The organism is Spirilliplanes yamanashiensis (assembly GCF_016863475.1).
Lineage (GTDB): Bacteria > Actinomycetota > Actinomycetes > Mycobacteriales > Micromonosporaceae > Spirilliplanes > Spirilliplanes yamanashiensis.
Genome location: NZ_BOOY01000001.1, coordinates 88,038 through 100,624 on the forward strand (window position 1 = coordinate 88,038; position 12,587 = coordinate 100,624).

Genomic DNA, 12,587 nt, shown 5'->3' on the forward strand with positions numbered 1-12,587 from the left:
GGCCGCGCAGCCCGGCCCCGCCGCGTTCGGCCCGCCGCCCGGCGCCCCCTGGGGCCCGCCGGCCTACGGCACGCCCGCGCAGGCCCGGCCCGCGTCGGCGGCGCAGGACGACTCGCCGTGGTGGTCCGACGCGCTCGCCGACCCGTGGCGCGACCCGTACGCGCCGTCCGCCGTCGTGGTGCCCGCACCGTCCGCGCCCGCCGGGGCGGCCCCCGAGCCGGTCGAGGACCCGGACCGGGTGCAGCGCCGCGGCATGACCCCCGTCCTGCTCGTCTGCCTGCTGACCGCGCTGCTCGCGGGCGGCCTCGGCGGCACCCTGGGGTACGTGTTCGCGCTGCGCGGCGGCCTCGGCGGCGGCGCGTCGCTCGGGGCGCCGCCGCAGGAGGGCCCGGACCTGGCGCAGCGCCCGCCGGACTCGCTGGCGGGGGTGGCGGAGCGGGTGCTGCCGAGCGTCGTGACCGTCCGGGTGGGCGGCGCGGTGGGCTCCGGCTTCGTCGTCAGCGCCGAGGGATACGTCGTGACCAACGACCACGTCGTGGAGGGCGCCAGCGGGGCGGCCTCGGTGTCGTTCAGCGACGGCTCGACCGCGTCGGCGGCGATCGTCGGGCACGACCCGGAGTCGGACGTCGCCGTCATCAAGGTGTCGAAGACCGGGCTGAAGCCGGTGGAGCTGGGCGACTCGGACCAGATCGCGGTCGGCGACCCGGTGCTGGCGATCGGCTCGCCGCTGGCCCTGGCGAACACCGTCACGGCGGGCATCGTCAGCGCCCTCGACCGCACGATCCAGGCGGGCGAGCCGGGCGGCCAGGTGCGCTACTACGCGGCCATCCAGACCGACGCCGCCGTCAACCAGGGCAACTCCGGCGGCCCGCTGGTCGACGGCGCGGGCCGGGTCATCGGCGTCAACTCGGTGATCCGCTCGCTGTCGGCCGACAGCGAGGAGGCGGGCAACATCGGCCTCGCGTTCGCCATCCCGATCAACCAGGCCGAGCGGGTGGCGAAGGAGATCATCGACACCGGCAAGGCGCGCCGCACCGTGTTCGGCGCCCAGGTGGGGAACCAGACGACCCGCAACCCGGGTGGCGGCGTCCGGCTGCAGTCCGTGCAGGCGGGCGGCCCGGCGGCGACCGCGGGCCTGAAGTCCGGCGACGTCGTGACCCGCATCGACGGGCGGGTGCTGGAGGAGGGCACCGACCTGATCGCGCTGGTCCGCAAGTACCCGCCGGGCGCGGTGGTGGCCGTCGAGTACCGACGGGGCACGGCCGCCGAGCGAACATCGGTGACCCTGGCGGCGGACGCCAAGTGACGTGATCGACCGCGTCTGCCGCGACCGGCCCGCCGTGCGTAGTCTTGCCCCGGGGAGAGGAGGCGCCCGGTGTTCCAGAACCTGAACTGGTGGGAGATCGCCGCGCTGCTCATCGCGGCGTTGCTGATCTTCGGCGACAAGCTGCCGAAGGTGATCGCCGACGGCCTCCGGATGATGCGCAACCTGCGCAACATGGCCACCAACGCCACCGCCGACCTCAGCCGCGAGCTGGGCACGGACATCAAGCTGGAAGACCTGCACCCGAAGGCGTTCATCCGCAAGCACATCCTCAGCGAGGAGGAGGAGCAGGCGATCCGCAAGCCGCTCCAGGGCCTCTACGAGGACGTCAAGAGCGACCTGAACGGCGTGAAGGGCGAGTTCGGCAGCGTCCGCGACGACATCGAGGACGTCCGCCACGCCGGCCGGCGCGGCCAGGAGTCCACCGGCGCGACGGCGAACGGCAGCGCGAACGGCTCGGCGAACGGCGCCGCGACCGCCGGTGCGACGGCCGCCGGCACCGCGTCGGTCAACGGCGGTGCCGCGCCCGCCCCGGCCCCCGCCGCGCACGGCTTCGACCTCGACGCGACCTGAGCCGCGCCGAGGCCGGACGCGCCTGGGTCAGCGCCCGACGGGGCGCAGGTTGAGCGGCTTGCCGACCAGCGACTCGCGCCGCACGGCCAGCCGGTCCGCGACCGCGTCGAGGGCCTTGGCGGCCGGCGCCTCGGGCGCGGCCAGCACGACCGGGTTGCCGGCGTCGCCGGCCTCGCGCACCCGGGTGTCGAGCGGGATCTGGCCCAGCAGCGGCACGGGGGCCCCGACCAGGGTGGACAGCGACTCGGCGACCGTGGCGCCGCCGCCGGAGCCGAAGACCTCCATGCGGGAGCCGTCGGGCAGTTCGAGCCAGGACATGTTCTCGACGACGCCGACGATGCGCTGGTGCGTCTGCAGGGCGATGGCGCCGGCCCGCTCGGCCACCTCGGCGGCGGCCTGCTGCGGGGTGGTGACCACGAGGATCTCCGCGTTCGGCAGCAGCTGGGCCAGCGAGATCGCGACGTCGCCGGTGCCCGGGGGCAGGTCGAGCAGCAGCACGTCCAGGTCGCCCCAGTAGACGTCGGCGAGGAACTGCTGCAGGGCGCGGTGCAGCATCGGGCCGCGCCACACCACGGCGGCGTTGCCGGCGGTGAACATGCCGATCGAGATGACCTTCACGCCGTGCGACTGCGGCGGCATGATCATGTCCTCGACGCGGGTGGGGCGGCCGTCGGCGCCGAGCATGCGCGGCACCGAGTGGCCGTAGATGTCGGCGTCGACGACGCCCACGCTGAGGCCGCGCCGGGCGAGCGACGCCGCCAGGTTGACGGTGACGCTGGACTTGCCGACGCCGCCCTTGCCGCTGGCCACCGCGTACACCCGGGTGCGGGAGCCGGGCTGCGCGAACGGGATGACGGGCTCCGCGGCCTGGCCGCCGCCGCGGAGGCTGGCCTGCAGCGACTGGCGCTGCTCGGCGCTCATGACGCCGAAGTCGATCTCGACGGCGTCGATGCCGGGGACGGCCGTGACGGCGGCGGTGATGTCGGTGGTCAGCTTGTCCTTCAGCGGGCAGCCGGCGACGGTGAGCAGCAGCTCGACGCGGACGCGGCCGGCGGTGATGGTGAAGCCCTTGACCATCCCGAGGTCGGTGATGGGGCGGCGGATCTCGGGGTCGTCGACGGTGGCGAGGGCCGCGCGGATGGCGTCCTCCATCGTCGGCGTGCTGGTGGGCGCTGACATGAGGTCAACTCTACGTCGCCGCGAAGCCCGCCCGAATTGCCCCGTGCTGACCTATTCGGACTGGACGATGTCCAGATCGTCTGGGACCATCGAGGGCAGCGTGCCGCGCGTCCAGCCCCTTGGGACGCGCGGCTTCACTCTTTCTCGTCCCGGTGGATGAGCTCCAGCTGCTTGTGCCGGCGGTGCGCCGCCTCGTCCAGCTCCTCGGCGAGCCGGGCCAGCTCCGAGCGCAGGAAGTCCCGGGTCGCCACCTCGCCCATGGCGATGCGCAGCGACGCGATCTCCCGGGCCAGGTACTCGGTGTCGGCCTTCTGCGCCTGCGCCCGCCGCCGGTCCTCCTCCATCGTCACCCGGTCGCGGTCGGCCTGGCGGTTCTGGGCGAGCAGGATCAGCGGCGCCGCGTACGACGCCTGCAGCGACAGCATCAGGGTCAGGAACGTGAACGTGTACGGGTCGAAGCGCAGGTCGCGCGGCGCCAGCGTGTTCCACAGGAACCAGGCGGCGATCACCACGGTCATCCAGAAGATGAACTTCGCCGTGCCCATGTACCGGGCGATGCCCTCCGACCAGCGCCCGAAGGCCTCCGGGTCGAACCGGGGCAGCCGGATGCGCCCGGGCTCGCGCGGCTGGTCGAGCCGAGCGGGCGCCTCACGCCGCAGGTCGCTCACGCGGCGTCGTCCGCGTCGCGGTCGCGCCAGTCCTCGGGCAGCGAGTGGTCGAGCACGTCGTCGACGGTGACCGCGCCGACGAGCCGGTTCGCCGAGTCGACCACCGGCATCGCGACCAGGTCGTACGTCGCCATCCGGCGGGTGATCTCGGTCAGCGTGGTGTTCTCGTGCAGCGGGTCGAGGTCGTTGTCGACGATGTGCCCGAGCTGCGACGACGGCGGCTCGCGCAGCAGGCGCTGGAAGTGGACCATGCCGAGGTACTTACCCGTCGGCGTGGCCATCGGCGCGCGCGCCACGAACACCTGCGCCGCCACCACCGGCGACAGCTGCGGCTCCCGGATGCGGGCCAGCGCCTCAGCCACCGTCGCGTCCGGGGTCAGGATGACCGGCTCCGAGGTCATCACCGAGCCGGCGGTGCCGCGCTGGTACTTCATCAGCTGCCGCACCGGGTCGGCCTCGTCGGGCTGCATCAGGTCGAGCAGCACGTCCTGCTCCGGCTTCGGCAGCTCGGCGAGCAGGTCGGCGGCGTCGTCCGGGTCCATCTCCTCCAGGACGTCCGCGGCGCGCTCCCGGTCGAGCCCGGCCAGGATCTCCACCTGGTCGTGCTCGGGCAGCTCGCCCAGGACGTCGGCGAGGCGCTCGTCGTCCAGCGCGGCGGCCACCTCGTTGCGGCGGGCGTCGGGCAGGTCCTGCAGGGCGTTGGCCATGTCGGCGGGGCGCATCCGGTCGAACACCGCCAGCAGGCTCGCCGTGCCCTGCGTGTCGGTGGGGCCGATGAGGCCGCGCACCCGCTCGTACTCGACCTGGAGCAGGTGGCCGCGGCGGGTGAGGCGCCCGGTGTGCTCGCGGACCGCGACCCGGCTGACCAGCCACTCGCCGTTGCGGCTCTGCTCCATCGCCAGGTCGACCACGGTGCCCGGTCGCCCGTCGACCTCCACCCGGCGGTCCAGCAGGTCGTGCAGCACCAGCAGCTCGTTCGCCCGCTTCTCGAACCGGCGCAGGTTGAGCGTGCCCGTCGCCAGCATGACCGCCTCCGGGTCGAAGCTGGTCACCCGGCCGATCGGCAGGAAGATCCGGCGGCGCAGGGGCATCTCGGCGACCAGGCCCACGATCTGCGGCGGCCGGTTGGTGGTGCGCAGCCGCACGACGGCGTCCCGCACCCGCCCCACCTGGTCACCGTTGGGGTCCAGGGCGGCGAGTCCGGCCAGGCGGGCCACGTACACCCGGGTCGCGACGGTCACGCCACTTACAGTAGGCGACGCTCTAGATTCAGGGGCATGTCCACCCTCGAGTACGAGATCGTCGACGTCTTCACCGACCGCCCGTTCGCCGGCAACCCCCTCGCGGTCGTCTACGGCGCCGACGGCCTGGGCACCGACCAGCTGCACGCCCTGGCGCGCGAGTTCAACCTGTCCGAGACGGTCTTCGTGCTCCCGCCCGCCGACGCCGGGGCGACGTACCGGGCCCGGATCTTCACCCCCGAGGTCGAGCTGCCGTTCGCCGGGCACCCCAGCGTCGGCGCGGCCGTGACGAGCCTGCGCCGCGGCCTGTTCGCGGCCGGGACGGTGACCCAGGAGTGCGGCGCGGGCCTGCTGCCCATCGACGTGACCGAGGCGGGCCGGGCCACCCTCACCGGCGGGATGCCGACCCTCGGCGGGCTGCTCGACCCGGGGCCGCTGCTGGCCATGGTGGGCCTGTCCGGCGCAGACTTCGGCGGGGCGCCGCCCCAGCGGGCGGGGTGCGGCCTGGAGTTCGTGTACCTGCCCGTCGTACCCGAGGCTGTGAGCAGGGCCGCCGCGGACCCGGCGGTGGCGGCGCGGCTAGGGGTGTCGCAGATCAGCGTCTTCTCCTGGGACGAGACGGCGCGCACCGCGCACGCGCGCGTCTTCTGCCCGGGCGTGGCGGTCGCGGAGGACCCGGCCACCGGCTCGGCGGCCCTCGGCCTCGGGGTGTGGCTGGTCGCGGCGGGCTGGCTGCCCGGCGACGGCAGCTCGGCGTACACGGTGCGGCAGGGCGTCGAGCTGCGGCGGCCCTCGGTGCTGGACTGCACCGTACGGGCGTCGGCGGGCTTCGCGACCACCGCCACCGTCGCCGGCCACGTGCAGCCGGTGGCGCGCGGCGAGATCGCCGTGCCGCCGTTCGTGGGCTAGCCGGGGGACGGGCGGCCGGCGGCGCGATCGCCGTGCCGCCGTTCGTGGGCTAGCCCGGCAGCGGCACCACCGGGCCGCTGCGGACCACGACGATCGGGGCGTCCGCCCCGTACCGCGCGGCCAGCTCGGCGCGGGCCCGCTCCGGGTCCCGCGCACCCACCTCGACGCCGGACCCGTCGTGCCGCGCCCCGACCGTCTCGATCCGCACACCGCGCCCCTCCCACTCCGCGAGGTCGGCGGTGATCCGCTCCTGCAGCGCGGCGAGGGTCGCGCGGGAGTGGGCGGCGTCGCGCACGACGACGCACACCCCGGCCGGGGTGAGGCCGCGCACGGCGGCGTCGAAGTCCGCCGCGGGGACCCGGTGCACGATCGCCCGCACCCCCGCCTGGTCGACCTCGACCCCGGCGTACGCGGCGGCGAAGTCGCGGCCGCCGGCCTCGTCGATCGCGGCGATCACGGCGGCGAGGTCCGGCGGGGTGACGGGCATGCCGGCCTCGGTGTGCGGGTGCCGGCTGAGCGCGCACCCGGGCGTCGTCCACTCCATCGCCCCATCCCACCCCGGGACGGCCCACGGCGCCACCGTCAGCCCGGCCCGCCGCCGCCACCGTCAGCCCGGCCCGCCGCCGCCACCCGTCGGCGCGGCCCGCCGCCGCCACCGTCAGCGCGGCTCGCCCGCCGCCCGCCGCGGGCCGTCGGGGTCGCGCGCTCCCTGCTCCGCCGGCGCCTCCCGCCCGCCGGGGTCGGGCCGCACGCCGGACCCGGGCCGCATTCCGGGCCCGGGTCGCCCGCCGGGCCCGGGTCGTTCGTCCAGGGCGGCCGGTTCGACCGGCTCGACCGGCTCGCCGACCAGTTCCGGCGCCGCCGGCCGGGCCGCGTGGCGGGCCGTGCCCAGCACGACGGTGCCGACGCCGACCAGCAGCAGCGCCAGCCCGGGCAGCGCGGCGGTGCGGGGCGCCTGCCCCAGCCACACCCAGGCCAGCAGGGCCGCCGCGGGCACCTCCAGCAGGATCAGCACGCTGATCGTGGTCGCCGAGATGCGGGCGATGGCGTAGTTGAACATCGAGTGCCCGAGCAGCTGCGCGCCCGCGACCAGGCCGAGGATGGCGAGCCAGGTGCGCCCGTCGTACCCGGCGAGGTCGACGCCGCCGACGAGGCAGACCACCAGCAGCGTGAGCGCGCACACCCCGTAGCAGACCGACGTGTACGTGACCGTGCTGAGTCTGGTGCGCGCCTGCTCGCCGAGGGCCGTGTAGATCGCCGCGAACAGGCCGCCGAGCAGCGCCAGCCCGTCCCCGGCGACGGCCCGGGCGGACAGCCCGAAGTCGGCGCCGGTGGCGATGGCCGCGCCGGCCACCGCGATCGTGATGCCGATCCAGGCCAGCGTGGGCAGCCGCCGTCCCTGGGCGAGCGCGATGAGCCCCTGCCAGACGGGCTGCGTGGCGACGAGGGCGGTGGCGGTGGCGACGGTGCTGAGCTGCACCGCCGGCATCCAGGTGCCGAAGTGCGCGGCCAGCGCCAGGCCCGCGAGCACGCAGAACACCAGCGGCCGCCGCCCGGCGGAACGCACCTCGCCGCGTTTGGTGATCAATGTCACGGGGGTGAGCGCGGCGGCGGCCAGGGCGTTGCGCCAGAACGCGATGGCCAGGGCCGGAGCGGCCGCGTACGCGATGAGGGGCCCGGACGACGACACCGCGACCACGGCTACGGTGACGGCGGCGATGGCCGGCACGCCGGGTGATGGACGCGGGTTCATCCGCTTGGGTCCCTTCTTGCACACTCCCTGCAGCATGGTTTGCCTCGCGGAGTGGAACGGAAAGTGAAGGGCTCGTTACGCTGGCGAACATCCTGCGCCCGATTTACCCCTCAACCAGTCGGGAGACTGATTGCTGTGCCCACATACCGAGCGACCCTGTTCGACTTCTTCGGGACGCTTACGCAAAGTGTCCAGCGTGGACCGTTACATGCGGATATCGCCCGCGGTCTGGGCTGCGACCCCGACGTCGTCGTGGGGGTGCTCGACAGGTCGTTCCGGGCCCGCGCCCGCGGCCTGTTCGGCTCCGCCGAAGCTACCCTGCGCTGGGTCAGCGAGCAGGCCGGCGGCAACCCGTGTGACACGCGCCTCCGCTCCGCCCTGTCCGCCCGCGTCGACGCCCTGCGCGCCGACACCCGCCTGCGTCCCGACGCCGAGTCCACCCTCCGCGCGCTGCGCGCCCGCGGCCTGCGCACCGCGGTGATCAGCGACTGCACCCACGAGCTGCCGGCGTTCCTGCCCGAGCTGCCCATCGCCCCGCTGCTCGACGCCCGCGTCTTCTCCGTCGAGGTCGGCCGCTGCAAGCCCGACCCGATGATCTACTTGACCGCCTGCGCCGAGCTCGGCGTCGCCCCGGAGGAGTGCCTGTACGTGGGCGACGGCGGCAGCCAGGAACTCAGCGGCGCCGAGGAGGTCGGCATGACCGCCGTCCGCCTGGCCGCCCCCGACCTGGCCGACCACCTCGTCTTCGACCCGGACGCCCGCTTCACCGGCCCGAGCATCACGTCGCTGACCGAGGTCCTCGCCATGCTGGACCGCGTCCCCGTCCCCGCCTGACCGCCCCCGGCCGGCCCCGGCGGGTGGCTGTCGCGGGGGCCGCCGGGCGCGCGAGAATGGCGACATGACGCATCCGGTGGTGGCCGAGGCCATCAAGAAGGCGGCGGTGGTGTGGGTCTCCGTCGCCGGCGGCCCCGCGTACGCCCTGTGGTGCATGCCGCACGACGGCTCCCTTTACGTGGTCGCCGGCCCCGGCGAACAGACCGCCCCGGACCTGGCCGGCGCCACCGAGGCCACCCTGACGCTGCGCGGCGACCACGGCGGCCGCATCGTCGACTGCCCGGCGACCGTCCGCCCCCTCACCCCCGGCACGGAGGAGTGGGACACGGTCACCCCCCAACTCGCCGCCAAACGCCTCAACGCCAGCGGCACGGCGGAAACCCTCGTCGCCCGCTGGCAGGCCGACGGCTGCCTGGTCGCGGCCCTCACCCCCGCCGACGGCGCCGGCACCACCGGCCGCGACCTGCCGGACGACGCCGCGGCCGAGCCGCCACGCGAAACCCCGGCCCGGGTCCCGGCCCGCCGCCCCTTCCGCCTCCATCGGGTACGCCGCCGCAAGTAACGGAAGGCCGCGGCTCCGCCGCCGGCCTTCGGGGCGCCCCCGTGACCGAGGCGAGGCGGCCCTGGCGGCTGGCTGCGGTCTGCGTCTCAGGTCTCGCGGCTGGGGTGAGCCTCCGCATCGAGCCTTGCGGGTTGGGGAGAATATCTGCGGCGGGCGTCGCGCCTAAAGCCGGCTCCCACGGTGTCCTCGTGGTCGGGCGATCCCCGCGTGGGTCTTCGTGGCCGGGCGATCCCCGCCGGTGGTGGACAACCTGCGCGAGACCCCGCTTCCGGCGTCAGCGCCGGGGCGGGGTCCGCTTCAGGCTCTCTCCCCTTGACCGGGGCGCCGCCGCGTCAGGTCGTGTAGGGCTCGGAGTCGTCGAAGGCGCCGCTCGTGATCGCGAGCACGAGCAGCCCGCCCACGAGAAGCGAGATCCCGAACCCGATCCACCCCATGATGATCCCGGCCGTCGCCATGCCCGCGCCGCCCTCGCCGCGCTCGCGGATCTGCCGCCGCGCCACGTGCCCGAGCACCGCCCCGATGACGCCGATGACGCCCGTGAGCCCGTACGAGCAGAGCATCAGCCCCAGCGCGCTGATCGACGTGACCATCGAGGCGGTCGCGAAGCCGTTGGTGCGCGGCTGCGGTGCGCCGTACCCGTAGCCGTAGACCGGCGGGTACGGGTAGGCGTACGGCTGGGCGGCCGGTTGGGCCCAGCCGCTCTGCGGGTAGGCCGGCGCGTACGCGTACGGCGGGTAGGACTGCGGCGCCTCGTAGGCGGCGTAGCCCTTCGCCGGGTCGTAGCCGGTGAAGATCTGGCCCTGCTGGGCGTAGGCCGGCGCGCCGGCCTCGCCGGTGGGGACGGCGTAGGGGTCCTGCGGCGCGCCGACGCCGCCGGGAGGCGGCGTCCAGCCCTGCGGGGGCATGTCCGCTCCCGAGCCGGCCGACGACCCGGCGCCGCCCGCGGGATCACCGTGGGACGAAGGCCCCTGAGCAGAAGCGGCGGATTCGCCGAGGGACGACCGGGGCGCGGAATCGCCGGCAGGCGACGACGCGGCGCGCTCCGCGGATCCGGTTCCCGACCCTGCCGCCGACCGGTCACCCGGCGACGACTCGGGGTTGCGATCCTCAGATCCGGCCCCCGACCCGGCCTCCGACCGGTCGTGCGGCGACGACTCGGCCCGGGCCGCGGACCCGCCGCTCAGCGACGACGGCGAGCCGATGTTCGACGGTGTGCCGATCGACGGCGCCACCCCGAAGCCCTCCGCCGCGCCGCTGCTCGACGGCGCCGCGGACGTCGGGTCGGCAGCCGGGCGGGACCACGGCGAGGGTGGCGGCGCGGCCGTCGGGTCCGGCGGTGGGGCGGGGTCGCGGGGGTCGGTCATCGGGGCTCCGTGGTCGCTCAGGGCGCCCCGGCCTGCGGCGCCCCGCCAGGGTATCCGTCCCGTGCGACACCCCGCCGCCCCTCGCGGGGCGCACCGTTGGTGCGCCACCCGTGCACGATGTTTGCCCCGGGTCGCGGGAGCAGGCAGGATTCGCGCATGGGATTCGACGCCCCACCCGATGACCCGCAGCGCACCGCCCCGGCGGCCGGCGCCTCCCTCGATGTGCCGGGCGGGGCCGACGTGCCCGATGCCGCCCTCGACGAGGCGCTCGTCACCTCCCGCCTCGACGGTCGCGTCGCCCTGGTGACGGGGGCGGGCAGCCCGGACGGCATCGGGTACGCGACGGCGCGGCGGCTCGTGGCGCTCGGCGCGCGGGTGGCGATCGTGTCGACGACGCGGCGCATCCACGACCGGGCCGCCGAGCTGGGCGCCACGGGTTTCGTCGCGGACCTCACCGACGAGGCCGAGGTGGGGGCGCTGGCCGACGCGATCGCCGACTCGCTGGGTGACGTGCAGGTGCTCGTCAACAACGCGGGCCTGGCGAGCCGCACGAGCCCGGAGGTGCTGCGCCCGGTCGCGCAGCTGACCTACGACGAGTGGCGCGCCGAGATCGACCGCAACCTGAGCACCGCGTTCCTGTGCAGCCGCGCGTTCGTGGGCGGCATGGCGGAGTCGGGCTGGGGCCGCATCGTGAACCTGTCGGCCACGGCCGGCCCGGTGAACGCGCTGCCGACGGAGGCGGCGTACGCGGCGGCGAAGGCCGGTGTGCTGGGCCTGACCCGGGCGCTGGCGATGGAGCTGGTCGCGGACGGCGTCACGGTGAACGCGGTCGCGCCGGGCACGATCTACACGGCGGCGTCGACGGTGACCGAGCTGAAGCAGGGCCTCGGCACCCCGATCGGCCGCCCGGGCGCCCCGGACGAGGTCGCCGCGGCGATCGCGTTCCTGTGCTCGCCGGCCGCCTCGTACATCACTGGTCAGATGCTGGTGGTCGACGGCGGCAACAGCGTCCGCGAGGCCCAGTTCCGCTGACGATCACCCCGACAACGGCGGCGGGCCGGCGCGCTGGCGCCGGCCCGTCTCCGTGGTACGGGTTGATCAGTAGCTGGAGCCGCTGCTGCCGACGGCCGCGACGATGACCACGATGTAGAAGACGCAGACGAGCGCCATGATGCCGGTGAAGATGTAGCCGAGCACCAGGCCGGCGGTGGCGAGGCCCTCGCCCTGCTCGCCGCGCTCGCGGATCTGCTTCTTGGCCATGTGCCCGAGCACGATCGCGACCGGCGCGAACACGAACGCGAACACCAGCGCCAGGATCGCCATCACGTTGGTGGTCGGGTTGTACGGCGCGCCGTAGCCGGGCGTGCCGTAGCCGGGCTGGGCGTACGGCTGGCCGCTGGACGGCGTGGCGCCGTACGGCTGGCCGCTCGACGGGGTCGCGCCGTACGGCTGGCCGCTGGACGGGGCGCCCGTACCGTACGGGTCCGAGTACTGGTACGGGTCCGGCGCGCCAGAGGTGGGCTGCTGGCCGTACGGCTGCTGACCGTAGGGCTGCTGCGGCTGGTAAGGGTCCGGCGAGCCGCCCGGCGGCGGATACGTCATGTCATTCCTCCTAGTTCCCCCGGCACCGTACAAGACCCGGCCGACTTCCCGGGGACCTCCACACGGTGTTTGCTGAGGCCAAGCACGTGCGAGCGACGCCCAAAGCCCGCAAAGCGCGCGTTACGCAGCCGCCGGTGGCCGAGTTGTGATCAACCGTCGGCTATCCGACCCGGGTCAGCCCGCCGACGGCCCGCTCGACGGCCAGGCACCGGTCCTCGACGTAGTCGATGCCGGCGGCGGTGGCGATCTCACGCGCCTCGGCGGACACGATGCCGGACTGCAGCCACACGGCGGGCGCCCCGATCTCGACGGCCTGCCGCACCACCTCGACGGCGTCGCGGGCCGGCCGGAACACGTCCACCAGGTCGACGGGTTCGCCGATGTCGGCCAGCGACGGGAAGCAGCGCACGCCGAACAGCTCGTCGACGAACGGGTTGACCGGGATGATCCGCCAGCCGTACCGCATCATCTGCAGCGGCACGGAGTGCGACGGCTTCCACTCCTCCCGGGACGCCCCGACCACCGCGATGACGGCCGCGTCGGCCAGGATCTGCTGCGCGTCTCTCATGCCTCGACCC

General features: G+C 75.0%; 12 protein-coding genes and 2 pseudogenes. 6 read left to right on the forward strand and 8 right to left on the reverse strand.

The genetic code is table 11. The annotated features are described in order from the left end of the window. Positions 1–46 precede the first annotated feature (46 nt). Together Sya03_RS00420 and Sya03_RS31805 are read left to right on the forward strand one after the other, a co-directional pair. A pseudogene (locus tag Sya03_RS00420) lies at positions 47–1,306 on the forward strand (S1C family serine protease); the annotation flags it as partial. Between the two features lie 69 nt (positions 1,307–1,375). Further along, on the forward strand, positions 1,376–1,897 hold the full coding sequence (locus tag Sya03_RS31805) for a twin-arginine translocase TatA/TatE family subunit (RefSeq protein ID WP_203936067.1): 522 nt from the start codon (positions 1,376–1,378) through the stop codon (positions 1,895–1,897). 27 nt (positions 1,898–1,924) lie between these two features. Here the strand turns inward: Sya03_RS31805 and Sya03_RS00430 are convergent, their stop codons facing one another. From Sya03_RS00430 to Sya03_RS00440, 3 genes are all read right to left on the reverse strand, one after another. After that, complete coding sequence (locus Sya03_RS00430) at positions 1,925–3,076, reverse strand: Mrp/NBP35 family ATP-binding protein (RefSeq protein ID WP_203936068.1); 1,152 nt, start codon at positions 3,074–3,076, stop codon at positions 1,925–1,927. Positions 3,077–3,210: 134 nt separating this feature from the next. Further along, complete coding sequence (locus tag Sya03_RS00435) at positions 3,211–3,744, reverse strand: DUF1003 domain-containing protein (RefSeq protein ID WP_203936069.1); 534 nt, start codon at positions 3,742–3,744, stop codon at positions 3,211–3,213. After that, complete coding sequence (locus tag Sya03_RS00440) at positions 3,741–4,985, reverse strand: magnesium transporter MgtE N-terminal domain-containing protein (RefSeq protein ID WP_203936070.1); 1,245 nt, start codon at positions 4,983–4,985, stop codon at positions 3,741–3,743. Before Sya03_RS00440 ends, Sya03_RS00435 begins: the two co-directional genes overlap by 4 nt. A gap of 36 nt (positions 4,986–5,021) precedes the next feature. Between Sya03_RS00440 and Sya03_RS00445 the strand changes: the two genes are divergently transcribed. Beyond that, positions 5,022–5,894, forward strand: coding sequence for a PhzF family phenazine biosynthesis protein (locus Sya03_RS00445; protein WP_203936071.1), 873 nt, complete (start codon positions 5,022–5,024; stop codon positions 5,892–5,894). Positions 5,895–5,943: 49 nt separating this feature from the next. On the opposite strand, the gene Sya03_RS00450 is transcribed toward Sya03_RS00445, so the two are convergent. Beyond that, on the reverse strand, positions 5,944–6,438 hold the full coding sequence (locus Sya03_RS00450) for a hypothetical protein (protein ID WP_203936072.1): 495 nt from the start codon (positions 6,436–6,438) through the stop codon (positions 5,944–5,946). Positions 6,439–6,720: 282 nt separating this feature from the next. Next, positions 6,721–7,683 (reverse strand): annotated as a pseudogene (locus Sya03_RS00455) (DMT family transporter); the annotation flags it as partial. Between the two features lie 99 nt (positions 7,684–7,782). On the opposite strand from Sya03_RS00455, the gene Sya03_RS00460 reads away from it, so the two are divergent. After that, a complete protein-coding gene (locus Sya03_RS00460; protein ID WP_203936074.1) occupies positions 7,783–8,481 on the forward strand; it encodes an HAD family hydrolase in 699 nt (232 codons plus the stop codon). A 64-nt stretch (positions 8,482–8,545) separates the two neighbouring features. Continuing rightward, positions 8,546–9,043: a hypothetical protein gene (locus tag Sya03_RS00465; RefSeq protein WP_203936075.1), complete on the forward strand. Its 498-nt coding sequence runs from the start codon at positions 8,546–8,548 to the stop codon at positions 9,041–9,043. 332 nt (positions 9,044–9,375) lie between these two features. Here the strand turns inward: Sya03_RS00465 and Sya03_RS00470 are convergent, their stop codons facing one another. Continuing rightward, complete coding sequence (locus tag Sya03_RS00470) at positions 9,376–9,948, reverse strand: DUF4190 domain-containing protein (protein ID WP_203936076.1); 573 nt, start codon at positions 9,946–9,948, stop codon at positions 9,376–9,378. Between the two features lie 615 nt (positions 9,949–10,563). On the opposite strand from Sya03_RS00470, the gene Sya03_RS00475 reads away from it, so the two are divergent. Then, positions 10,564–11,439 (forward strand): SDR family NAD(P)-dependent oxidoreductase, encoded by an 876-nt coding sequence (locus Sya03_RS00475; RefSeq protein WP_203936077.1) that lies wholly within the window; start codon positions 10,564–10,566, stop codon positions 11,437–11,439. Positions 11,440–11,505: 66 nt separating this feature from the next. On the opposite strand, the gene Sya03_RS00480 is transcribed toward Sya03_RS00475, so the two are convergent. Together Sya03_RS00480 and Sya03_RS00485 are read right to left on the reverse strand one after the other, a co-directional pair. Then, complete coding sequence (locus Sya03_RS00480) at positions 11,506–12,009, reverse strand: DUF4190 domain-containing protein (RefSeq protein WP_203936078.1); 504 nt, start codon at positions 12,007–12,009, stop codon at positions 11,506–11,508. Between the two features lie 160 nt (positions 12,010–12,169). Further along, positions 12,170–12,577, reverse strand: a complete 408-nt coding sequence (locus Sya03_RS00485) for a CoA-binding protein (RefSeq protein ID WP_203936079.1) — start codon at positions 12,575–12,577, stop codon at positions 12,170–12,172. Between the last annotated feature and the right edge of the window lie 10 nt (positions 12,578–12,587).